At 71.3% G+C, this 23,255-nt stretch carries 20 protein-coding genes and 1 pseudogene; 9 read left to right on the forward strand and 12 right to left on the reverse strand.

The genetic code is table 11. The features are described from left to right. Positions 1-64 precede the first annotated feature (64 nt). On the forward strand, positions 65-187 hold the full coding sequence (locus tag HPT28_RS26610) for a DUF397 domain-containing protein (RefSeq protein ID WP_374226916.1): 123 nt from the start codon (positions 65-67) through the stop codon (positions 185-187). Between the two features lie 102 nt (positions 188-289). Here the strand turns inward: HPT28_RS26610 and HPT28_RS04580 are convergent, their stop codons facing one another. The 6 genes from HPT28_RS04580 to HPT28_RS04605 all read right to left on the reverse strand — a co-directional run bounded on the left by HPT28_RS04580 (position 290) and on the right by HPT28_RS04605 (position 7,307). Then, entirely contained in the window at positions 290-1,138 is an 849-nt protein-coding gene (locus tag HPT28_RS04580; protein ID WP_219089488.1) for a serine hydrolase, read from the reverse strand. Between the two features lie 244 nt (positions 1,139-1,382). Beyond that, entirely contained in the window at positions 1,383-2,411 is a 1,029-nt protein-coding gene (locus HPT28_RS04585) for an HTTM domain-containing protein (protein ID WP_219089490.1), read from the reverse strand. Beyond that, a complete protein-coding gene (locus HPT28_RS04590; protein WP_219089492.1) occupies positions 2,408-3,049 on the reverse strand; it encodes a DUF5819 family protein in 642 nt (213 codons plus the stop codon). The genes HPT28_RS04585 and HPT28_RS04590 overlap by 4 nt, the downstream gene beginning before the upstream one ends. Then, positions 3,046-3,384 (reverse strand): hypothetical protein, encoded by a 339-nt coding sequence (locus tag HPT28_RS04595; protein ID WP_219089494.1) that lies wholly within the window; start codon positions 3,382-3,384, stop codon positions 3,046-3,048. Before HPT28_RS04595 ends, HPT28_RS04590 begins: the two co-directional genes overlap by 4 nt. 717 nt (positions 3,385-4,101) lie before the next feature. Then, a complete protein-coding gene (locus HPT28_RS04600; RefSeq protein ID WP_219089496.1) occupies positions 4,102-5,139 on the reverse strand; it encodes an ABC transporter permease in 1,038 nt (345 codons plus the stop codon). Positions 5,140-5,219: 80 nt separating this feature from the next. Continuing rightward, on the reverse strand, positions 5,220-7,307 hold the full coding sequence (locus HPT28_RS04605) for a PhoX family phosphatase (RefSeq protein WP_219089498.1): 2,088 nt from the start codon (positions 7,305-7,307) through the stop codon (positions 5,220-5,222). A gap of 471 nt (positions 7,308-7,778) precedes the next feature. On the opposite strand from HPT28_RS04605, the gene metG reads away from it, so the two are divergent. After that, complete coding sequence (metG, locus tag HPT28_RS04610) at positions 7,779-9,383, forward strand: methionine--tRNA ligase (RefSeq protein ID WP_219089499.1); 1,605 nt, start codon at positions 7,779-7,781, stop codon at positions 9,381-9,383. 151 nt (positions 9,384-9,534) lie between these two features. On the opposite strand, the gene sigJ is transcribed toward metG, so the two are convergent. Next, positions 9,535-10,410: an RNA polymerase sigma factor SigJ gene (gene sigJ / locus HPT28_RS04615; RefSeq protein ID WP_219089501.1), complete on the reverse strand. Its 876-nt coding sequence runs from the start codon at positions 10,408-10,410 to the stop codon at positions 9,535-9,537. 170 nt (positions 10,411-10,580) lie between these two features. After that, positions 10,581-12,344, reverse strand: a complete 1,764-nt coding sequence (aspS, locus tag HPT28_RS04620) for an aspartate--tRNA ligase (protein ID WP_219089503.1) — start codon at positions 12,342-12,344, stop codon at positions 10,581-10,583. A gap of 285 nt (positions 12,345-12,629) precedes the next feature. Between aspS and HPT28_RS04625 the strand changes: the two genes are divergently transcribed. Further along, positions 12,630-14,882, forward strand: coding sequence for a SpoIIE family protein phosphatase (locus HPT28_RS04625; RefSeq protein WP_219089505.1), 2,253 nt, complete (start codon positions 12,630-12,632; stop codon positions 14,880-14,882). A gap of 78 nt (positions 14,883-14,960) precedes the next feature. After that, positions 14,961-15,119 carry a hypothetical protein gene (locus tag HPT28_RS26615; RefSeq protein ID WP_257578034.1) on the forward strand — a complete coding sequence of 53 codons (159 nt, stop codon included), beginning with the start codon at positions 14,961-14,963 and terminating at the stop codon, positions 15,117-15,119. A 174-nt stretch (positions 15,120-15,293) separates the two neighbouring features. Here the strand turns inward: HPT28_RS26615 and HPT28_RS04635 are convergent, their stop codons facing one another. Next, entirely contained in the window at positions 15,294-16,517 is a 1,224-nt protein-coding gene (locus HPT28_RS04635) for a transposase (RefSeq protein ID WP_257578055.1), read from the reverse strand. Positions 16,518-16,583: 66 nt separating this feature from the next. Here HPT28_RS04635 and tnpA point away from each other — a divergent pair. From tnpA to HPT28_RS04655, 4 genes and pseudogenes are all read left to right on the forward strand, one after another. Further along, positions 16,584-16,948: pseudogene (tnpA, locus tag HPT28_RS04640) on the forward strand (IS200/IS605 family transposase); the annotation flags it as partial. Positions 16,949-16,980: 32 nt separating this feature from the next. Beyond that, positions 16,981-17,499: an NADAR family protein gene (locus tag HPT28_RS04645; RefSeq protein WP_219089507.1), complete on the forward strand. Its 519-nt coding sequence runs from the start codon at positions 16,981-16,983 to the stop codon at positions 17,497-17,499. Between the two features lie 64 nt (positions 17,500-17,563). Beyond that, positions 17,564-18,205 (forward strand): transcriptional regulator, encoded by a 642-nt coding sequence (locus HPT28_RS04650; protein WP_219089509.1) that lies wholly within the window; start codon positions 17,564-17,566, stop codon positions 18,203-18,205. Next, positions 18,202-19,605, forward strand: a complete 1,404-nt coding sequence (locus HPT28_RS04655) for an MFS transporter (protein WP_219089511.1) — start codon at positions 18,202-18,204, stop codon at positions 19,603-19,605. Before HPT28_RS04650 ends, HPT28_RS04655 begins: the two co-directional genes overlap by 4 nt. 288 nt (positions 19,606-19,893) lie before the next feature. On the opposite strand, the gene HPT28_RS04660 is transcribed toward HPT28_RS04655, so the two are convergent. The 3 genes from HPT28_RS04660 to HPT28_RS04670 all read right to left on the reverse strand — a co-directional run bounded on the left by HPT28_RS04660 (position 19,894) and on the right by HPT28_RS04670 (position 22,713). Continuing rightward, complete coding sequence (locus HPT28_RS04660) at positions 19,894-21,279, reverse strand: FAD-dependent oxidoreductase (protein ID WP_219089513.1); 1,386 nt, start codon at positions 21,277-21,279, stop codon at positions 19,894-19,896. 312 nt (positions 21,280-21,591) lie between these two features. Further along, positions 21,592-22,320 (reverse strand): MIP/aquaporin family protein, encoded by a 729-nt coding sequence (locus tag HPT28_RS04665; protein WP_219089698.1) that lies wholly within the window; start codon positions 22,318-22,320, stop codon positions 21,592-21,594. A 78-nt stretch (positions 22,321-22,398) separates the two neighbouring features. Then, positions 22,399-22,713 carry a helix-turn-helix transcriptional regulator gene (locus HPT28_RS04670; RefSeq protein WP_219089515.1) on the reverse strand — a complete coding sequence of 105 codons (315 nt, stop codon included), beginning with the start codon at positions 22,711-22,713 and terminating at the stop codon, positions 22,399-22,401. Between the two features lie 100 nt (positions 22,714-22,813). On the opposite strand from HPT28_RS04670, the gene HPT28_RS04675 reads away from it, so the two are divergent. Beyond that, a complete protein-coding gene (locus HPT28_RS04675; RefSeq protein WP_219089517.1) occupies positions 22,814-23,233 on the forward strand; it encodes an arsenate reductase ArsC in 420 nt (139 codons plus the stop codon). Positions 23,234-23,255 lie beyond the last annotated feature (22 nt).

Below are 23,255 nucleotides of genomic sequence, written 5' to 3' on the forward strand. Positions count from 1 at the left end.
TCGCGAGCGTAGTACGCCCGGCCCGGAGCGGCCCAGCGCACAGCACGCCGCCCGCCCCGCCGCCGTGCGGGGCGTCGTCCTCGTCCGCGACTCCCGGCAGCCGGACGGCGCGGTCCTGGACCTTTCCGCCGACGCGTTCCCCGCGTTCGTGGCGGGCGTCAAGGCCGGGGCGCTCGGAGCCGTCTGACCGCGGGCGGGCGCTGCGGCCCTACCGGGGGCCGCTGTCCGGGGTGTGGCGGAAGGCGGCGAGGAAGGTGACCACGGTGCCGGCCACGGCCCAGGCTGTCGTTCACGGTTGATGCACCGTTTTCACGTAAGCGGCTGCGAGTTGGTCGGTTTTCTTGGCGGATCCGCTCAGACGGTGGATGAAGATCCATTCCCCGCCGGGGAAGGCACCGGCGAAGGCGGAGGCGTGGCGGGTGGCACCGTTGTGCCAGAGCAGCTTGTCGTCTCGTTGCCACGTGGGTGCCGGCTCTCCGAGTGCTTTGTCCACGATCAGTTGGGTGAGCAGAGACGCTGTGGCGGCGGGGGTGGCCCACATGCCGCCGGCGGGCAGGATGGCCCCGTCCAGCGTCCACGTGTTGCGGCTCCGTCCCAGGAAACCTCTGGCTGTCAAGACGCGGCTGCCTGGGGGCGGGTGGGCGGCAAAGCTGTCGGCAAGTCTCAGAGGTGCCAGGACGTGCTCCCGCGCGAGGGCTTCGTAAGGCTGATGGTCGGCGGCGGCCAAGGCAGCCCCGAGGAGGGCATAGCCAAGGTTGGAGTACTCGGGGCGGCTTCCTGGCTGGTGGGTGAGGAGGGTATCGAGACAGGAAAGAAGGCCGTGCATCGCTTCTTCGGTGAAAGAGCGGTACGGGTCGCGCAGCGACACGGTGCCGGGAGGAAGCCGGGGAAGGCCAGAGGTGTGGTCCAGCAGATGGCGCAGGGTGACTCCGGTCGCCGGTGCCTGCGTGAGCCAGCGGTCCAACGGATCGTCCAGGGACAGTCTCCCCTTGGCGGCCAGCTGCATCGCCGCAGTCCCGGTGACAACCTTGGTCAGGGAGCCGATCTCGACAAAAGCGTCCGGGTCGTGTCCACCTGTGGTGCGTGATGCCGCTATCCCCGCGCTCGAGATGATGCAGGTGGGCGTGCTGCGTTTCACCGTTCGTCCTTCACCAGCCTCTTCCTGGCCAAGGGATACGCGAGGAGGTATCCGGCGGCCACACAAGCGGCGGCACTCGCAGCCCACCACAGAGTGGCCTGTGTGGTGGGCTGCGCGAAGAAGCGCACGAGGGAAGCGGAAACGAGGCCGGCCAGGACAACGGCGAGCAGGCACGACGTCAGGTAGGCACGTCGCGTCTTGACTTGGCCTGGGAGGAACTGGGCAAGGAACTCGGCTAACACCATCACGTAGGCGACTCCTCTTCCTGACGGCGCGTCGGTAGGGCCGCTGCTGAGGGTGGCTTCGGCCCAGCGCCGATCAGGCTAGCGGCTTCCGCTGGGCGTTTGGACCAGCGCGCGTAGGTCCGGCGGGCGGCCCTCAGAGCCTGGTCGAGCCCTTTGCTGAGGAAGATGAGGTCGCAGGCCACCATGGTGAGGGCGAAGCTGGTCAGTCCCATCAGCAGCGCGATAGAGAGGTGGAAGCCGATCGAGGTCACCGCGGCCCAGGGGCGCAGTGCGGGGACAAGAATGCCGAGGGGGAAGTAGACCAGGAAGAGAACTGTGGCGTAGGTGCCGAGGTAGACGAGCAGGTCGTTGCCGTAGACGAGTTCGGACACTCCTGGCCAGGTGAACTCAGGAACGCGCAGGACGTAGAAGAGCGCCGTGCCGTCCTGCCAGGATCGCCCTTGCACCTTGTACAGGCCACTGACGACGTACACGAGACAGATCTGCGTGGCGACCGCGACGACGCCGAGGTTGTGCAGAGGGGTTGTCAGCGCCTTGACGCTTCCGGGCACCCGTTGGGCCAGCCGACGGGCAGTGCCGGTGGAGAAGGAGAACCGGTCATAGCAGCGGGTCAGCATCAGCAGCGGGATGACAACGTAGGCGAGGTTCTCTCCGCCATCGATGATCACGATCTGTCGCTGGTAGATCGACCAGAGGAAGACCCAGTTCAAAGCCAGGCCGACGCGGCCGCCGATGCCGAGCATCACGGCGAGCGCGGTCAGCGCTCCCGTGTGGAAGACCAGCTCGAACCAGACCGTGGAGCTGGACCACGCGTAGAGGCTGAACGTCCCCGTCTGGGCGAGCTGGTCGAGGAACTCCTCACGCGGTAGCAGGCCCTCAGGTCCAAAGAGATATCGGCGGTCGCTGTACTGGCTCACGTAGTACATGAGCCCGACGAAGCCGAGGAGCGCCCGGGTTGCCGAGACGCCCAAGACGCTCACTGGTCGGCTGGCCCACCTGTCGAGCTTGGCGGTGATTCGGCTTGTCATCGCAGTTCGGTCACCTCCTTCCACGCGAAGTCCTTAACCTTCACTTTGCCCTCGGCTGACGCATTGTTCCGTTGCGACCACGGCGGCAGCTCGTGGATATACATCCTGATCTGAATCTTCTGCGGATTCCCGTTGCACACCACGGGCATGTGATCCATCGAATAGCGCGACAGGAAGATAACGGACTCATCCTGCTTCGCTCTCTCGTACGGGAGGACGGGAACCGTGGGTGACTCGTCCTTCTCGGCATTCTCACGCACTCGGCGCACAGCCTCGTCCGATTCGCCCAACTGCTGGAGGGTACCTGTTACAACACGAGACATACGGGAAGGAAAAAAGCGCGTGCTGTGCACTTCCTTGACGTACGGGGTGGTGACATCGAAGTACTCGGTCATGGTTCCGTCCGCGCATTTCGCCCGGGCTAGAATTCCCCGGTCGTCGGACAGCGGGTCGGGGGCGAAGAGCTTCCAGTTCTGCGCGAAGTACGGCCCCAGGTACGAGTCGACGACACCGTAGTACTTCACCTTCGCCGGGCTCAGCGGCGCCTGGGAGAGCGCGGCCATGAGGAAATGCATGCCCAAGAGGGCGGCGCCGAGGAGCAGCGCCGCCCTCTGGACCTTGCGATGCTGATGCGTCACCGGTCGAAGACGGTCTCTGCCGAAGCAGCCGCATCCTCCGAGATCCCGGACGGCGGCGCGCCGTACAGGCTGCCGAGCAGCTGGTAGCTGCTGGCACCGGAGCCAGCCGCAGCCCTCCCGTGAACGGTGGCCTTGCCCACAGCCTTGGCGGCCTTGGTCGCCACGCTCCCGAGCCACTGCGGAGATTTGTCCATACCCGGCGTAGGCTTCGCGGCTGCCGCAACGGTCGTCACCGGCGCGGCCGGAGCGGCCTGCGCAGCCCCCTGCGTGGAGACCAGCAGGGCGGCACCCCCCAGGGCGACCCCGATCGCCGCAGCGGCTGACTTCTTCTTCATCACAACTCCTCATCTCATTTCGACAGGTAGTACATCCAAACGGGCTGGCACCAGCGGAATCGAGTCCTGCGGTAGAACAGTCACCCACGATAAATCCGGCAATCCCGGTGCAGGGCTCACTGTCACGTGAGGATAATTTCCCACAGCAAGCCGATATCTATCGCCGAGGACGACATGACATGATGCACACCTTGTATTTCCACAAGGGGAAAATCAGTCAATGAAACGGCGCACGTGCCACACGTGGAACGCGTAGGTTCCAGTCGTCATCTCTGCACACGAGTGTTGTCATAGGCATGCAGGCACACAGAGCCGCATCACAATTCCCCCAGGCCAGTCGAGTGGCGGATAGTCCGTTATCGCTTGGTCACAGCGGTCGGACGGCTCAACACTTACATACCCAGCGATCAGAATCTAACATTCCGATTACCCTGTGACCGAAATACAGCGACTCACTGGCGGGTGAAGCCCCGCCAACAGGACACCGGAAACATCGTGACCTGCGAAAGCATCACCCGCAGGTGGACCGACTGCTGCGGCCAGTCTGTCCGGATCGACCCGGGCCACCGACTCCTGCCCGGCGCCCCAGGCAGAAATCCAGGCCGCTGGAGACCAGCCCACCATGTTGGCCACTGCGCCACTCGCTTCACGCAGCAGGCGAAGGCCTGCGGAAGCGACAGCGAGTAGACATCAGGTGGGTTCGCGGCGGTACCCGCCCTACCGGGGGCCGCTGTCCGGGGTGTGGCGGAAGGCGGCGAGGAAGGTGACCACGGTGCCGGCCGCGGCCCAGGCGGCCAGGACGAGCAGGGGGCCGGTGATGGCGGCGCCGTCGAAGTAGGCGATCGAGCGTGCCGTCCAGGTGCCGGCGCCGGGCGGGAACGCGGGGCCGACGGCGCGCCAGAACTCCGGCAGCAGCGGGGCCGGGTAGGCGCCGCCGGCGCTGGGGTTGCCGATGACGACGACGAGCCCGATGGCGAGCCCGATGCCGATGACGCCGAACAGGCCCTGGAGGGCGAAGGTGAGGGCGCCGACGGCGTAGACGAGCAGGGCGCCGAGGCCGCTGAGGGCCCAGAAGCCGCCGGGCAGGGCGTCGAGGACGGGGCCGACGAGGGCGGCGCCGCCGAGCCCGGCCACGACGGCGTAGAGGCCGAGGGCGCCGAGCCGGGCGACGGCGCGGGCCGGGGTGGCGGGGCGGGCGCCGTAGCTCATGGCGAGGATGGCGGCGCACAGGTAGCCGCCCACGGTCCAGCCGATGACCAGGTAGAACGAGGTGAGGGCGCGGGCGTCCCCGGAGGCGGCGGGGATGGCGTCGCGGACGGCCAGCCCGCGGTCCCGTTCGCGCTGGACGTCCTCGAACACCGACTCGATCGCCTGGGCGAGCGCTCCTCCCGCGGCGCCGGCCACCAGCAGGGTGTCGGCGTCCTCCCCGGGCTGGGCGATGAAGACGCCGTCGACCTCCCGGTCTTCCAGGGCGTCGCGCGCCTCGGCGGGGTCGGCGGTGCTGATCTCGACGTCGAGGGGGTCGCCGGGGAGTCCGTCCAGGCTGTCCGTCAGCTCGGCCCGCGCGGCGTCGGGGGCCACGACGGCGACCGGCACGCGCTCGGGTCCCGGCTCGTGGAACGCGCCGACGTAGGACGCGATGAAGCCCATCTGGAGGGCCAGCACACCCAGCAGGAGTGCCGCCGCGCGCAGCGAGACGGCACTCCTGACCTGGCTGAGGAAGCTCTCGGGCGCTCTGGCGTGCAGTGTTGCCATGCGCCCAGCCTCCGCACCGGGGAGGCCGGGCGCACGCGGCGGCGGACCGATCGGATGACCGGGCCGCCGCGTGGCGGGCGTCAGCGGCCGATGGCTCCGCCGTCCTCGCGCCAGACGGCGACGACGGCGGGACGGTTGAGGCGGCCGGGGCCGTCGGGCCACTGCGAGAGCGGCTGCTCGGCGGTGGCGCCGTCGATCTCGCCCGGGTGCTGGACGGCGACGAGGACGCGGCGGTCCTGGACGATCGGGCCGCAGGTCTCGGCGCCGGCCGGGACGGTCAGGAACTGCTTGACCTCACCGCGCTTGCGGCCGTACGTGGCGACGCCGAACAGGCCGTCGTGGCTGCCCAGCTTGTTGCCGTCGGTGGAGATCCACAGGTTGCCGTAGGCGTCGAAGGTGAGGTTGTCGGGGCAGGAGATCGGGCTGACGCTCTCCTTGGGGAAGCCGCCGTAGTAGGTCGACTCGTCCTCGGGGTCGCCGCAGACGAGGAAGAGGCGCCAGGTGAAGGTCTCCGCGGCGGGGTGGTTCCAGCGCTCGGTGAGCTCCAGCACCTGGCCGTGCTTGTTGAGGTTGCGCGGGTTGGCCTCGTCGGCGGCGGGGTAGCCCTCCTTGCCGCGGTTCTTGTTGTTGGTCAGCGCGACGTAGACGCGGCCGGTGCGCGGGCTGGGCTCGACGTCCTCGGGGCGGTCCATCTTGGTGGCGCCCACCTGGTCGGCGGCCAGCCGGGTGAAGACGTAGACCTCCTCGGCCGTCATGCCCTCGACGTAGGAGCGGTCACCGGAGGCGAGCTTGATCCACTGGCCGTAGCCGTCGAACTCGCCGTCGCGCGGCAGCCCGCCCTCACCGTCGATCTCGCCGGGGCTGTCGCCGGTGAGCCGGGCGACGTACAGGGTGCCCTCGTCCAGCAGCGTCATGTTGTGCTCACGGGCCCAGCGGCTGTTGCCGCGGCGCATCCGCTGGCTGGAGACGAACTTGTACATGTAGTCGAAGCGCTCGTCGTCGCCCATGTAGACGACGACGCGGCCGTCGGCGGTGAGCCGGGGCTGCGCGCCCTCGTGCTTGAAGCGGCCCAGCGCGGTGCGCTTGCGCGGGGTGGACTCCGGGTCGTACGGGTCGACCTCGACGATCCAGCCGAAACGGTTCGGCTCGTTCGGCTCCTTGGCCAGGTCGAAGCGGTCGTCGAAGCGCTCCCACTTCCGGCTGGTGGCGCCGCCGCGCATGCCGTAGCGGGCCAGCCGCTCGCTGGCCCGCGGGTCGGTGACGGACTCGGCGTTGGCGAAGTACTGGTTGAAGTTCTCCTCGGCGGTGAGCACCGTGCCCCAGGGCGTGGTGCCGCCGGCGCAGTTGTTCAGGGTGCCGTAGGCGGTGCGGCCGGCCGGGTCGGCGGAGGTCCTCAGCAGATCGCTGCCGGCGGCGGGGCCGGTCAGCTCGAAGGGGGTGCCGTTGTGGAAGCGGCGGTTGAGGCGGTGGCGGCGGACGGGGGTGAGCCGGCCGCTGCGCCGCTCCTCCTCCACGACGACGACGGACAGGCCGTGGGCCGCCCAGGCGATCTCGACCTGCTCACGGGTCGGGTTGTCCGCGTCGTACCCGTAGAACATGATCTGCTCGTCGGTGTACTCGTGGTTGGCGAAGAGCACCTGGCGGTGCGGCTCGCCGCGCAGCGGCAGCAGGGCGAGGAAGTCGTTGTTGTAGCCGAACTGCCCGGCCTGGGCGCGGGCGCTCTGGCGCTGCGGGTCGAAGGCGGGAGCGCCGGGCAGAATCGGTTCTCCCCAGCCGATGACGATGCCCTGCTCATAGCCCCGCGCCACGGTGACGGCGTCGTTGGTGTTGGGCTCGACGGGCTCGAAGCGCAGCCCCTTCGCCGCCCTGTCCCGGCCGTGGCCCCGGCCGTGGCCCCGGCCGTGGGCACCCGGCGCGGCGGGGCGGCCCTGCGCTGCGGCCTCGGGCGCACCGCCGACCATCGCGGCCCCGGCCGCGGCGGCGACCGTCGCCACCGCACCCGCGCGCAGCATGGAGCGGCGCGACATGCCCGCGACGACGTCGCCGAAGTAGGCGTTGTCGCTCCGGTTCGGGACCTCCTGGAAGCAGGCGTCACCACAGCGGTAGTGGCAGGTCAGGGCGGACCGGCCGCCGGGGTGGGTGTCGAGCAGCGGCAGTTGCTTACGCATGGAGTCCTCCGTCATCAAGCCGTACTGGGCCGGAAACTAGGACCTCACACGTACCCACGGGCGATCTCCCGGTGAACCTGCCGTGAACCAGAACCGGCCACACCGGGCCGCGCCCCGCAGGGCGCACCCGCCCGCCCAGGCCGCGCCCCGAAAGGGGCGCGGGGAACCGCGCGACCAGCCACAGCGGACCCGCAGCCCGCGACGGGTGGCAGGCCCACCCCGGACCCGGGCCCGGGGGCACCGGGCCGGAGCGCAGCACCCGGAGCCGCCCGGGCGCCCGGAGAGCTGCGCTTGCCAGCCCTGCGCCTCCGGCGCAGACCTCCCAAGCGCGCGCACCGCAGGAGCCCGGGGCCGGGGGCACCTCGACGGGGAGGCGGGGGTACTCCCGCCGCGGGGGTACCCCGGCGGGGGCCGCGCGGGCCCCGCGCACGGGGCGCGGGGCGGGGCCCGCGGGCCGATAGGATTTCGCCCATGGCGGCCACTGGAACTGAAGCGCAGGGGAAGGCGTACTACGTCTCGACCCCGATCTACTACGTGAACGACGCTCCCCACCTGGGCCACGCCTATACGACCGTCGCAGGCGACGTGCTCTCCCGCTGGCATCGCCAGCGGGGCGAGAAGGTGTGGTACCTCACCGGCACGGACGAGCACGGTCAGAAGATCATGCGCACCGCCGAGGCGAACGGCGTATCGCCTCAGGAGTGGTGCGACAAGCTGGTGGAGGAGGCGTGGAAGCCCCTCTGGCGGCACCTGGACATCGCGAACGACGACTTCATCCGCACCACCGAGCCGCGGCACACGGCCCGCGTGCAGGAGTTCGTGCAGGACCTGTACGACAAGGGCGAGATCTACCGCGGCGGCTACGAGGGCCCGTACTGCGTCGGGTGCGAGGAGTACAAGGCTCCCGGCGACCTGCTGGAGGGTGAGGACGGGGCGAAGCTGTGCCCCATCCACAAGAAGCCGGTGGAGATGCTCCAGGAGGAGAACTACTTCTTCAAGCTCTCCGAGTACGGCCCGAAGCTGCTGGAGCACTACGAGCGGAACCCGGGCTTCATCCAGCCCGAGTCGGCCCGCAACGAGGTCGTGCAGTTCGTCCGGCAGGGCCTGCAGGACCTGTCGATCTCCCGCTCGACGTTCGACTGGGGCGTGCGCGTCCCGTGGGACGAGAAGCACGTCATCTACGTGTGGATCGACGCCCTCCTCAACTACGCGACGGCCGTCGGCTACGGCTCCGACCAGCAGAAGTTCGAGAGCACCTTCCCGGCGAACGTCCACCTCGTCGGCAAGGACATCCTCCGCTTCCACGCCGTCATCTGGCCCGCGATGCTGATGGCCAACGGGCTGCCGCTCCCCCACAAGATCGCCGCCAACGGCTGGCTGATGGTGGGCGGCGAGAAGATGAGCAAGTCCAACCTCACGGGCATCTCCCCGCACCAGCTGACCGACCACTTCGGGGTGGACGCCTACCGCTGGTACTTCCTGCGGGCCATCGCCTTCGGCAACGACGGCAGCTTCTCCTGGGAGGACTTCTCCGCCCGCTACACCTCGGAGCTGGCGAACGACTACGGCAACCTGGCCTCGCGCGTGGCGGCCATGATCGGCAAGTACTTCGGCGGCACGCTGCCGGAGGCGACGGCGCGAGGTGAGGCGGAGCAGCCGATCGTGGACGGCCTCGCCCGCGCGGTGGAGGAGGCCGACCGGCGCATCGGCGAGGAGCTGGACTTCGCCGGGGGCATCGCGGCGATCTTCGACTTCGTCAAGCTGGTCAACGGCTACCTGACCGAGCAGGAGCCGTGGAAGGTCGCCAAGGACGACTCCCCGGAGGCCCGGGCCCGCCTGGCCACGATCCTCTACACGGCGGCCGAGTCCCTGCGGGCGACGGCGGTCCTGCTCAACGCCGTCATGCCGGAGACCTCGCAGAAGCTGTGGGACTCCCTCGGCGCCGAGCCGCACCTCGGCCCGCTGGCCGAGCAGCACGTCCAGGACGCCGGACGCTGGGGCCTGCTGCCCGCCGGAGCCACCGTCACCAAGGGCGCCGTGCTGTTCCCCCGGCTGGAGGACCCGGCCAAGGGCTGACCGGCCACGGGTCGACCAGCCGAGGAGAGACCGGCCACGGGCCGACGTCCACGGACCCGATGCTCGGGGCGTCCACCGACCACGGTGGACGCCCCGAGCGTTCCGGTGCCGCGCCGCCATGCCCCAGGGGTGGCTGCGGGCCGGGTGGGCCTCAGCCGATGTCGAGGCGGACGTGGGCCAGCTTCTCCGGGTTGAGGACGGCGTCGATCGCGGTGACGAGGCCGTCGCGCACGGTGAACGCCATGACGGCGCGCGGCTCCCCGGTCGCCTGCTCCACGGCGACGACGCCGGGCGCGCCGTTGACCTCCCGCAGCACGAGGGCGAGGCTGCCGCTGTCGTACCGCTCGGAGATCCGCCGGGCGAACGTCGCCGCCTTCTCCCGGCCGACGATGGGCAGCCGGGCGGCGAGCACCTTGCCGCCGCCGTCCGACGTCCACACCACGTCCGGGTCGAGAACGTGCAGCAGGGCGTCGAAGTCCGCACCGGCGACGGCCGCGTGGAAGGCCTCCACGGCCCTGCGGTGCTCCGCCCGGTCCACGGGGCGCCCGGGTGCCTCCGCCCGCACCCGCCGCCGCGCCCGGGAGGCGAGCTGCCGCACCGCCTCGGGGGTGCGGCCGACGGCCTCGGCGATCTCGGGGAACGGGACGGCGAACACGTCGTGCAGGACGAACGCGGTGCGCTCGGCCGCGCTGAGCCGCTCCAGCACGGTGAGCAGGGCCATGCCGACGGACTCGTCGAGGGTCACGCGGTCGTCCGCGCCCGGCTCGGTGACGACGGGCTCCGGCAGCCACGGCCCGACGTAGGTCTCGCGCCGGGCGTGGGCGGAGCCGAGGTGGTCGTAGCAGATCCGGCTGACCACCGTCGTCAGATACGAGCGCGGGTGCTCCGCGGTGCCGTCCGGTACGGCCTGCCAGCGCAGCCACGCCTCCTGCACCACGTCGTCGGCGTCGGCGACCGATCCCGTGATCCGGTACGCCACGCCCCACAGCCGCGAGCGCTCCTGCTCGAAGACGGCCAGCTCCGCCACGCCGCTCTCCCCTTTCGTCCGGTGTCCCGCCGCGGTCCGTCCGCGGTGGACCCGCGGTGACCCGCGGTACTCACCCCAGGGGACGACGCGGCGGCGCGAAGTGTGACAACGCCCGCGGGGGCCGGGTCGAGGGCGGTGCGCTCGACCCGGCCCCCGCGGGGCTTGCGTCCCTACTTCTGCGGCGGCTTGCGCAGCGAGAGGTGCAGCTCCCTCAGCCGCGCCTCGTCCACCTCGCTGGGCGCGCCCATCAGCAGGTCCTGGGCGTTGCCGTTGAGCGGGAAGGCGATGGTCTCGCGGATGTTCGGCTCGTCCGCGAGCAGCATGACGATGCGGTCGATGCCGGGGGCGATGCCACCGTGCGGCGGGGCGCCGAAGGTGAAGGCGCGCAGCATGCCGCCGAACTCGCGCTCGACGTCCTCCTTGGAGTAGCCCGCGATCTCGAAGGCCTCGTACATGATCTCCGGCTCGTGGTTCCGGATCGCGCCGGAGGACAGCTCGACGCCGTTGCAGACGATGTCGTACTGCCAGGCCAGGATGTCCAGCGGGTCCTTGGTGCGCAGCGCCTCCAGGCCGCCCTGGGGCATGGAGAACGGGTTGTGCGAGAACTCGATCTGGCCGGTGTCCTCGTTCCGCTCGAACATCGGGAAGTCGACGATCCAGCAGAACCGGAACACGTCCTCCTCGAAGTGGCCGGCCCGGCGGGCGGCCTCGACGCGCACGGCGCCCATGATCCGGGAGACCTCGTCGAACTCGCCGGCGCCGAAGAAGATCGCCGTGCCCGGCTTGGCGCCGAGCGTGTCGAGCAGCGCCTTCACGTTCTCCTCGGTGAGGAACTTCGCGATCGGGCCCGTCAGCGCCGAGTCCTCGCCGACGCGCACCCAGGCGAGGCCCTTGGCGCCCTGCTCGACGGCGAACTCACCCATCTGGTCGAAGAACTTCCGCGGCTGGTCCGCGGTGTCCGGCACGGCCAGGGCCCGCACGTGCTTTCCGGCGAAGGCCTTGAACTCCGAGCCGGCGAAGACGTCGGTGACGTCGACGAGCTCCAGCTTGGCGCGCAGGTCCGGCTTGTCCGAGCCGTACTTGAGCATGGCCTCGCGGAACGGGACGCGCGGGAACGGCGACGTCACGTGCCGACCGTTGCCGAACTCCTCGAACAGCTCGGTCATCACCTTCTCGATGACCTGGAAGACGTCCTCCTGCTCGACGAAGCTCATCTCCATGTCGAGCTGGTAGAACTCGCCCGGCGAGCGGTCCGCGCGGGCGTCCTCGTCCCGGAAGCACGGCGCGATCTGGAAGTACCGGTCGAAGCCGGCGATCATCAGGAGCTGCTTGAACTGCTGCGGCGCCTGCGGGAGGGCGTAGAACTTGCCCGCGTGCAGGCGGGAGGGGACGAGGAAGTCCCGCGCGCCCTCCGGCGAGGTGGCCGACAGGATGGGCGTGGCCATCTCGTTGAAGCCGAGCGCCGTCATCTTCTGCCGGATGGCGGAGATCACGGCGGTGCGCAGCAGGATGTTGCGGTGCATGCGCTCGCGCCGCAGGTCGAGGAAGCGGTACTCCAACCGCCGCTCCTCGTTGACGCCGTCCTCGGTGTTGATCGTGAACGGGATCTGCTCGGCCGCGCCGAGGACCTCGACGTCGGAGACCTCGACCTCGATCTCGCCCGTCGGCAGCTCCGGGTTCACGTTGTCCGCGCCGCGCGAGGCCACCGTGCCGTCGATGCGGACGACGGTCTCCTTGGTGAGGTGGCTCAGCGCCTCGTTCGCCGGCGTGCCCGGACGGGCGACGAGCTGCACCAGCCCGTAGTGGTCGCGCAGATCGATGAAGAGGATGCCGCCCAGGTCACGACGATTGTGCAGCCAGCCGCTCAGCCGGACGTCCTTGCCGACGTCCTGCGATCGGAGCTCGCCGCAGTGGTGGGACCGGTACCGATGCATCATTCATCCAAGTCGTCAGAGCCGGGTTCGTACGGGTTCGGGGCGGGCCGCTGCGGTGCGGGCCTCCCGGCGCCCTTCAGGGTACCGCCCACGTCCAGCCGCCCTCCGCCGCCGGATCGCCCCAAGCCCGCACGGGCGGACCGCAGCCCGCCCCGGGCCCGCACGAGCGGACGGCAGCCCGCCCCGCGCAGGCCACGAGCGGACGCCGAACCCGCCCTCCGGCGGGGCCACCGGGCGGCGGAAGCCGCCGGGCGCCGAGCGTCGCCTCTTCCTACAGTGGGGCACATGCGCATCGACCAGGGCTCCGCCGGGCCGAGCGTGGACGAGGTGCTCGACGCGACCGGCACCGGCGTGTGGCGCTGGGACCGCAAGGCCGGGCTGGTGACCCTGGACACGCGGGCCGCCGGGCTGCTGGGCCTGCCGCGGGAGTCGTCCACGGTGCCCACCTCCGTCGTCCGGGCACGGCTGCACGTGGCGGACTTCATCGAGCTCAGCGGCATCATCACCCTGGCCGCCGCCGAGGGCGGCATCGCCGAGGGCCGGCTCCGCGTCGTCGGGGAGGACGGCCGTGTGCGGCGGACGGTCCGGGCCCGCCTGCGCTACCTGGACGCGGGCACGCCCGCCGGCCATCCGGCCGCCCGGGCCGCCGCCGAGGTGCTCGGCGGCATCGGCACCGCCGTCGACGGCACCGATGCCGCGTCGACCGCAGCCGACGCGGCCGCCTCCCCCGTCCCTCCCGGCTCACTCCTGCTGGGCACGCTCGTCGAGGCCCCCGAGACCGCCCCCGGCCCGGCCACCGTCACCGGCGACTGGCAGCGGGCCCGCGAGGCGTTCCTGCTGGACGCCGGACGGGCGCTGGCCGAGGCCCGCTCCACGGCCGAGGTGCTGCGGGTGGCCGCCACGCTCTCCATGCCCGGCTTCTCCCCGGACGGCCTGGCCGTCTTCACCGTCCAGGGCGACCGGCTGACGGTCATCGGGCACCACGGAAACGGCTCCTTCGCCGAGGCCCCCTTCACCGACCTGCCGATGAGCACGCCCTACCCGGCCACCGAGGTCGTCCGGACCGGCCGCGCCATCTACCTCGCCGACCGCGCCGAGTACCAGCGGCGCTTCCCCGTCACCTGGCCGCTGGCCGCGCGCTTCGACGGGCACTCCTGGGCCTTCCTGCCGCTCATCGCGGGCGGCCGCACCATCGGGGCCTGGATGGCGGCGTTCTCCTCCCCGGTCGCCTTCACCCCCGACGAGCGGTCCGTGCTGACGACCGTCGCGCGGATGCTGGCCCAGGCCCTGTCCCGGGCCCACGTCCACGAGTCCGAGCAGGAGCTGTCCGCCGGGCTCCAGCGCACCATGCGCCCCGCCCACGCCCCGCAGGTCAAGGGCATGACCGTCGCCACCCGCTACATCCCCACCGGCGGCGGCCTCCAGATCGGCGGCGACTGGTACGACGTCATCCCCCTGCACTCCGGGCGGACGGCGCTGGTCATCGGCGACGTCCAGGGGCACGACGTCCGCGCCGCCGGGCTCATGGCCCAGCTCCGCGTCGCCCTGCGCGCCTACGCCTCCGAGGGCCACAGCCCGGAGGCCGTGCTCTCCCGGGCCTCCCGCTTCATGGCCGGCATGACCCGCGACCCCCTCGACGACGCCGAGGCGTCCCCGGACCTCGAGGACGCCGACGACCCCCGGTTCGCCACCTGCCTCTACGTCGAGGCCGACCCCGTCGCCGGCACCCTGGACATCGTCCGCGCCGGACATCCCGACCCCGCGATCCGGCTCCCCGACGGCACCCTCATGGTCCGGCCGACGGCGGGCGGCCTGCCGCTGGGCGTCGACCCGGACCCCGACTACCCCACCACCCGCCTCGTGCTCGGCTCCGGCGAGACGCTGCTCATGTGCACCGACGGCCTCATCGAGACCGGCGGGCACGACGTCGACACCGGCTGGGCCCGCATCCGCTCCGTCTTCGCCGAGCACCCCGACGCGGACCTGGAGGAACTGGCCGACGCCCTTGTGCAGACCGTCCACGGCCCGCCGTCCCACCACTTCACCGGCCCGCTGGCCGACCGCCGCGACGACGACATCGCCCTGCTCCTGCTCAGCCGCGACCCGGTCGCCGGGCACGTCCCCGGCGCCGGGCGCCGCACCGTGCTGAGCGTCGCCCAGACGGAAGCCTCCCGCATCGCCGACGCCCGCGGCCAGCTCCGCGACCTGCTCTACGACTGGACGGCCCCCGACCAGGTGGACGGCGCCGTCCTGATGCTCTCCGAGATGCTCACCAACGTCCTCGTCCACACCGACGGCGACGCCCTCATGCTCGCCGAGGTGACCGGCGAACAGGGCTTCAGGCGCCTGCGCGTCGAGGTCGCCGACCAGAGCGACGAGCTCCCCCACCGGCGCCACCCCGGCGAGCTGGCCTCCTCCGGCCGCGGCCTGATCCTCATGGACCTGCTCGCCGGGAACTGGGGCGTGGACCCGAGGGGCGAGGGCAAGGCCATCTGGTTCGAGGTCGGCGAGGACTCCCCGCCCATGGACTGGGGCTGAGCGGCTGGAGGGCGCTCCTCGGCCCCGTCCGGAAAACCCCGTCGCAGTCGTCGGCGACGGCTGCGAGGATCCCTGACCATGCCGAGCACCGACACGAACGACCCCGCCCAGGCCCGCACCCGCGAGGAGCTCGCGGCACTCATGGCCGCCGGAGCCCGGCCGAAGTGGCTGATGTTCTGGGGACACCGGCCCCAACGGGACGGCTCCGTCGGCCCGGGTTCCCTCAGCCAGTGTTGACCCCCTCCGATCGCCCTAGAGGGCGAGGATTCTCCGTCTGTGGGTGGTCCTTGTAGGTCGGGGACCACCGGCTCCGGGTGGGTTCCTGTTTCCTCCCCGCGTGGGTGGGGGTTGTGCGCGCTGCCGGGCTGTTGCCTGGTCTTACGTGCGCTCCGCAGGCGTTTACCGCCGCCGTTACCGGCGCCGGGCCCCAGGTCCTGGGGTGGGTGGTGCTGCCGCCGCGAGAATGCGGCGGCCTTCGTGCTTGACGTTGCGTGCGGCGTTCCAGTCGCGGTCGTGCCGGGTGGCGCAGTTCGGGCACGTCCACTGCCGGACGTTGAGCGGTTTGGGTCCGTCGTAGTGCCCGCAGGCGGAACATGTCTGGGAGCTGGGGAAGTTGCGGGCGACTTTGGCGAAGGAGCGTCCACGCCGGATCGCCTTGTACTCGCAGAACATCACGAACTGTGCCCAGCCCGCGTCGTGCACACCCTTGGCCAGCCGGGTACGCGCCAGTCCACGCACGTTCAGGGTCTCGGTGAAGACGGCTTGGTTTTCGCTCGTCAGCTTGTGAGCCCACTGGTGGTGGAAGTTGCGGCGCGCATCGGCCACGGCGGCGTGTGCGCGGGCGACCTCGGTCCGGGCCTTGTCCCGGTTGTTCGACCCCTTCTTCTTCCGCGACAGCTCACGCTGCCGCTTCTTCAGCTTCTTCTCCGCCCGGCGCAGGTACTTCGGCGAGGCGATGTGCGTCCCGTCCGCGAGCACGGCGAACCGGGTCAGGCCCAGGTCGATGCCCTGATCGCCGTCGATGGGCGCAAGGATGTCGGCGGCGGGGTTGCTTTCCACGACGAAGCTCGCCCAGTACCGGCCGGAGCGGTCCTTGACCAGCGTCACCGAGCTGGGGTCGGACGGCAGGTTACGGGTCCACTTCACCTTGAGGTCGCCGATTTTCAGCAATCTCAGTTTGCCGGTCTCGGTGATCGACCAGCGGTCGGAGCGGGTGAACCGGGCAGCCTGCCGATGGTCCTTGCGTGACTTGAATCCCGGCGGGGCGACCTTCGGTCCTTTCCGCTTGCCGGTCTTGGAGTCCTCGTGCGCCTTCCAGGCCGCGTCCAGATCCCGGAGGGTCTGCTGGAGTACGCCGACCGGCGCATCGATGAGGAATGCCCGCTCGGGAGTCTTCTTCGCCTCGGTGATCAGCGTCTTGGCCAGGTCAGGGTTCTTCGGCACCGACTGGTACGGGCCGTGGGCGAGCCGGTTGTTCGGGTTGCCGAGCAGCTTGTTGGATGCCTTGACCGGCTTGATCCGGGCCAAGGCGTCGTTCCAGATCACACGCCTGCACCCGAACACCCGCGCCGCGTAGATGCGCTGACCGGGCGTCGGGTAGACGCGGTACTGGTACCGAAGCCGCACAGCCGTCATCGTACTACAGTTGGGATATGCCTTAATAAGAAGGATATTCGTACTGGTGGGCACTGTGTTTTCCTCATGCACGCTCACTTGGTTTTCCTGACGAAGTACCGGCACGACGTCTTCAACGACCAGCACCTGACCCGGTGCGAGGAGATCACGCGGGCCGTATGCGCCGACTTCGAGACCGAGCTGACCGAGTTCAACGGCGAGCCCAGTCATGTCCATCTGCTGGCCAACTTCCCGCCCAAGGCCGCCATCTCGAAGCTGGTCAACAGCCTCAAAGGCGTCTCCTCCCGCCGACTCCGCCAGGATTTCCCCGACCTCGTGCAGCACTATTGGCAAACCAACAAGCTCTGATCCGGCTCCTACTTCGCCGGGTCCGGCCCAGGGGCGCTCCGTTGACGACCGTCCGCCAGGGCATCGAGCACCAGCACCGCCCGCTGTATCCGGCCAAGGCCAACAGCACGGCCCCGTGCCCACAGCGCGGGTCACAGCAGCCAGAGAAGCCATCCCCTACCGGGCCAAAGCCCGATACTCCCCGGCTAGAACCTGGTGGCCCTCCCCCTTCACCGTGGACGGCGTGGAGTACGCCACCAGCGAGCACTGGATGATGGCGGGCAAGGCCCGCCTCTTCAGTGACGGGGCATCGCTCGCCGCGATCCTCGCCGCGCGCACCCCGGCCGAGGCCAAGAACCTCGGACGCCGCGTCCAGGGCTTCGACGAGACCCGCTGGGCGGCCGCCCGCTTCGAGCTGGTCGTCGAGGGCAACCTCGCCAAGTTCGCCCAAGACCCCGCGCTGCGCGCCTACCTCCTGGGTACCGCCAACCGCGTCCTGGTCGAGGCCAGCCCGCGCGACCGGGCCTGGGGCATCGGGCTCGCCGCCTCCGACGAGCGCGCCACCGACCCCGCCCGGTGGCGCGGCCACAACCTCCTCGGCATCGCCCTGATGGAAACCCGCACCCGCCTCGCCTCCGGGCACGACGGCGCGTAGACCACAAAGATTTCTTCGCGAACAGATCTTTGCGAAGAATTCTTTGCAATCTAAGGTGCGCGCTATGACTGACGCACTTGAGGAGCCCAACACCCCTGATACAGAGGCCGAGTCAATCGTTCTGGATGCCAAGGGGCTGCGAGCCCTGGCGCATCCGGTGCGCGTGCAGCTGGTCGGCCTGCTGCGGAAGCATGGCCCGTCGACGGCCACCCGCCTCGCGGAACGGCTCGGCGTCAACTCCGGGACAGCCAGCTATCACCTGCGCCAGCTCGGCGCGGCCGGGTTCGTGGAGGAGGACGTTGAACGCGGCAACGCCCGGGAACGGTGGTGGCGTTCGGTACACGAGATGACGGAACTGAGCGACCGGGGCCTCGTCGACCGGGAACCCGAGGCCATGCTGGCCTTCCTGCACTCCGTCGCCGCCACCTACAGCCGCCGTGTCCAGCAGGCGCTGAACGAACTGCAGACGATGCCCCGGGCGTGGCGCGACGCCGTCGACCTGAGCGACTGGCCGCTGCGGCTGACTCCCGACGAGGCCGTCGCCCTGCGTCAGGAGCTGCGGGACGTCATCGCCCGCTACCGGAGAGACACACCCGAGGCCGCGGCGAGCGCCCCCGACGGGGCCGAGCGGGTCGGGGTCATCACGCATCTCCTGCCCGAGCTGGACGCCTTCCACGAGCCACTGACAGGACGTGAGGCACCGTGACCGAGCATCACTCGGGCGACAATGGAGGAACCGCCCGGCGGTCCTTACGGCCGCTGGCCGGTGTGCTGGCGGCCGTGGCCGTGTCCGTGACGGGCACACGGGTTTCGGCCGTGGCGCTGCCCTGGTTCGTCCTCGTCACGACCGGCAGCGCCACCCTGACCGGGCTGATCGTCTTCTTCGAGATGGCGCCCTACGTCGTGGTCAAGGCGTTTGCCGGCCCGTTCGTGGACCGGCTCGGCCCCCGGACCATCTCCTGGACGACGGACCTGGCGAGCGCGACCGCCGTCGCCGCCGTTCCGCTTCTCCACGCCTTGGGCCTGCTCTCCTTTCCGCTCCTGTCGGGGCTGGTCGCGGTGATCGGTTCGGCCCGCGGGCCGGGAGACCTGGCCAAGGAGGTCATGGTCCCGGAAGCCGCCGAGCGCGGCAGGGTGCGGCTGGAGCGGGCCACCGGTCTGTCCGGCATGAGCGAGCGGCTCGCCGCCACCGTCGGCCCCGCGGCCGGTGGCTCGATCGTGGCGTTGTTCGGCCCCCTGACAGCCCTCGCCGTCAATGCCGCCTGCTTCGCCCTCGGTTCGGTGATCGTCGCATTGGCCCTGCCGCGCGGGGTGGGACATGCGACGAAGGACGTTCCGGCATCGGCCGGGACGAACGCGGAGCCAGGGCCGGGCTACTGGCGCCGATTCGGCGAGGGCTTCGCCTTCCTGCGGAGCCAGCCGTTGATGCTCACCGTCATCGTCCTGATCGGGTTCACCAACATGCTGAACGCCGGACTCACCATGGTGCTCATCCCCGTGTGGGCCGAGCGGTCCGGTGGCGGGCCCGCCGCGATCGGCCTCATGGGCGCCGTGACGGGGGCCACGGCGGTGGCGGGAAGCCTTGTCGCCGCCATCGTCGCGCACCGGCTGCCGCGCCGGGTGGTGTTCTTCACCGGGTTCCTGCTGTCCGGGACCCCGAGGTTCCTCGCCCTCTCCGCCGATGCCCCACTGGGAGTGGTTCTGGCAGTCTTCGCCGTCAGCGGGTTCGGTGCGGGCTTCGTCAACCCGGTACTGAGCGCCGTCCTGATCGAGCGGGTGCCGCGCCGGATGCTGGGACGGGTGGGCGGGCTCGGCGATGCGCTGGCCTGGGCAGGCATCCCGCTCGGCGGACTGGTAGCCGGAGGGGCGGTGGCGTCTCTCGGGCTGGTGCCGGTGCTGCTCGCGGGCGGGGCCGCGTACATCCTGGCCACGGGCCTGGCCGGGCTGCGGCGGGAGTGGCGGGAGATGGACCGCACGCGGGGACGCATCGCCGGGGGCGACACGGTCGGCGAAAGTCCGACGGTCACGCTTCGGGGGCGTCCGGGCCCGAAAGCGGTGACAGGGCAAGCTCGGCGACGCACGCCCAAGAGCGAGAGGAGTGAGTGAGACCGCGGAAGCGCGGGGTCCGGGCACCCGCCCCCGGTCGTCGTCCGGGCGCGGCGGGGGCGCCGAACTGCGGGGGCGGGGCGGCGCAGCAGCCGTCGCTCTCGGCGCTCTGCACGCGACGGCGGCCTGGCGCGCAGCCCCGGGGCGCCGCGGGCGGGGAGCTGGCCGGGCCGCCGTCTCAGAAGAGGCCCTCTCTGTCGTCCCACTCGGCAAAGCCACCAGGGCCGAACGGCAGGCGGTAGCGGGTCATGAGAAGGTCGTCCGCCAAGGCCGACACCAGCGGAGCCGTCAGCAGCCTCCCGGGGCGGCCGGGGCGCCGAGCTGGACCGTGGCGGGGGCAGCGCAGCAGCCGCCGGCTTCGGTGGTCTGTGCGGCCTCGGGTTCGTCGAAGAGTCCGGCGCCACCGCAGACGCCCGTCTCCGGGAGCGTCAGCTCCACCCGCTCGGCGGCCTCGTGGTCTCCGGCGAGGGCGGCGGCGACGGAGCGGACCTGCTCGTAGCCGGTCATGGCGAGGAACGTGGGTGCGCGGCCGTAGGACTTCATGCCGACGAGGTGGAAGTCCCGCTCGGGGTGGGAGAGTTCGCGGACGCCGTGCGGGTAGACGGTGCCGCAGGAGTGGACGTTCGGGTCGATCAGCGGTGCCAGCCGCGCCGGGGCCTGGAGTCGCTCGTCCAGGCCGAGGCGGATCTCGGAGAGGAAGGACAGCTCGGGGCGGAAGCCGGTGAGCACGATGGCCTCGTCCACGGGGTCCAGTCGGCGGCCGTCCTCGCCGACGAGCACGAGGCGTCCGTCGGGCGTGCGCTCCACGGCCTCGGTGCGGAAGCCGGTGACCGCCGCGGCGTGGCCCCGCTCGACGGCGGCCTTGGCCCGCAGGCCCAGGGCGCCGCGCTCGGGGAGCTGGTCCGCCTCACCGCCGCCGAAGGTGGAGCCCGAGATGCCGCGCCGCAGGATCCACGACGCGTGCGTGCCCGGTTCCCCCTCGGCCAGGTCCGCGAGGGCGGCGAGAGCGGTGAAGGCGGAGGCGCCCGAGCCGACGACGGCGGTGCGCTTCCCGGCGTATCGGGCTCGGACGGCCGGGTCCCGGAGGTCGGGGACACGGTAGGAGATCCGGTCAGCGGCGCCGCGCTCGCCGAGGGCGGGCAGCCCGTCGCCGCCCAACGGGCCCGGAGTCGTCCACGTGCCGGAGGCGTCGAGGACGGCGCGGGCGGTGAGCCGCTCCTCGCGCCCGTCCGCGGTGCGGACGTGGACGGTGAAAGGCTGCCCCTCACGGCCGGCGTCGACGACGCGGTCCCGCCCGGCGCGGGCGACGCCGGTCACGGTGGCGCCGTAGCGGACGTGCTCGCCGAGGGCGTCGGCGAGGGGCTGGAGGTACAGCTCGGCCCAGTCACCGCCGCTGGGGTAGGCCGCGCCGTCGGGGCGCGCCCAGCCGGTGGGGGCCAGCAGCTTCTCCGCGGCCGGGTCGACGAGCTCGGCCCAGGACGAGAACAGGCGCACGTGGGACCACTCGCGCACCGACGCCCCGGCGGCGGGCCCGGCCTCCAGGACCAGCGGCCGCAGGCCGCGTTCGAGGAGGTGGACGGCGGCGGCGAGGCCGACGGGACCGGCTCCGATCACGACGACGGAAGGCTGCTCGGCGGCGGTGGTGTTCACGTGGGTTCCCCTTTGTTTCGACATATGTCGATGACTTGCGGGTCCAGCATGACAACTGATTCGATGAACGTCAACATAGACATTCATCGAATCAGAGGGAAGTGCGGAGAACGTCGAGGTCGCGATGTCCGGCGGCGGGCAGGCCGGGCTGGCCGCGGCGCACGCCTCGCGGGCGCGGGGGCGCAAGCCGGTCGTGCCGGAGGCGTCCGAGCGGGCCGCGGGATCGTGAGTGGCAGCGCGGCCCGTCCTCCAACGCCCTGCGGGGCGTCGGACGGGATTCCCACCGGGCGGCCCGGCACCGTGAACGGCTCCCGCGCACCACCTGAGCGGAGACGGTCAGACCGTGTCGGCCGCCGCGCGGGCGCGCTGGAAGATGACGGTGACGAGCGCGAGGCCGACGGCCGCACCGACGAGCTGGGCGAGGACGAAGCCGGGCACCGAGGCCGGGGCGATGCCCGCGAAGGTGTCGGAGAAGGCACGGCCGACCGTCACCGCCGGGTTGGCGAACGAGGTGGACGCGGTGAACCAGTACGCCGCGCCGATGTAGGAGGCCACGGCGACGGGAGCGAAGCGCAGGCGGCCGGTGCGGGCCAGACCGAAGATGAGCAGGACCAGCCCGGCCGTGGCCACGCCCTCGGCGAGCAGCAGATTCCCGGCGGAACGGTCCTTGCCGGACCACTCCACCAGCGCCCCGTCGAACATCGCGTTGGCCAGCACCGACCCCGCTATCCCGCCCGCGATCTGTGCGGGCACGTAGGCGGCGGCGTCCCGGGCCCCGACGCCCTCGCCGCCGCGCCGGGCGCTCCACCACTCGGCCAGCGTGACGGCCGGGTTGAAGTGCGCCCCGGAGACCGGCCCGAACAGGGCGATCAGCACCCCGAGCCCGAAGACCGTGGCCAGGGAGTTCGCCAACAACTGGAGCGCGACGTCGTCCGTCAGCAGCGTCGCCTGGATCCCGGAGCCGACGACGACGGCCACCAGGCCGGCCGTCCCCACGAACTCCGCCGCCAGCCGGGGCAGCAGGGGCGCCGGGGGCGGCCCGGCCTCCGGGACCACCGCTCTCATGGGGTCGACGGACGTGGACTCGACGGTACTCAACGGAACTCCTCGGTCGGGCGGTCGGGCGCTGCGCGGGTCGGACGGTCAGGGGCAGGCGCGCTTGCGGCCCGCGGCGTCGGCGACCCGGGCCGTGTCGGCCAGTTCGGCGAAGCGGCCCGCGAGCGCCTCCAGCACCTCGGGCTTGAGCCGGTAGTAGGTGAAGCGCCCGCAGGGCTCGGTCTCCACGACCCCGGCCTCCCGCAGCACCCGCAGGTGGTTGGAGAGGTTGGTCTGCCGGGCGCCCGTCTCCTCGACCAGGTGCGTGGTGCACAGCGTCTCCCGCGCGAGCAGCTGGACGATCCGGAGCCGGAGCGGGTCGGCCAGCGCCCGCAGCACCTCAGCCTCGACTGATGTCAGCATGCGCTGATACTGTCACATCACCCGAAGCTGACACCAGCCCGCGCTGACCTGTCGGCCGCCCATCCGCCCGAGGCACCCGCCCGAGGAAAGAACGGAACAGATGCCCTCCACCCCCGTCGCGTCCGTCCTCTTCGTCTGCGTCCACAACGCCGGGCGCTCCCAGATGGCCGCCGGATTCCTCGCGCACCTCGCGGGCGACCGCGTCGAGGTGCGCTCGGCGGGCTCCCTCCCCGCCGACGAGGTCAACCCGGCCGCCGTCGAGGCCATGAAGGAGATCGGCATCGACATCGCCGGCGCCCGGCCGAAGGTGCTGACCACCGAGGCCGTCCAGGCCTCCGACTACGTCATCACCATGGGCTGCGGCGACGCCTGCCCGGTCTTCCCCGGCAAGCGGTACCTCGACTGGGCGCTGGACGACCCGGCCGGCCAGGGGGTCGAGGCGGTGCGCCCCATCCGCGACGCGATCAAGGCCCGCGTCGAGGGCCTCGTCGCCGAGATCGACGCCCGCCAGCAGCCCTGAACCCAAGCCGCCCCGGCACACG

It is taken from the genome of Streptomyces sp. JJ38 (genome assembly GCF_019303475.1).
Classification (GTDB): Bacteria; Actinomycetota; Actinomycetes; order Streptomycetales; family Streptomycetaceae; genus Streptomyces.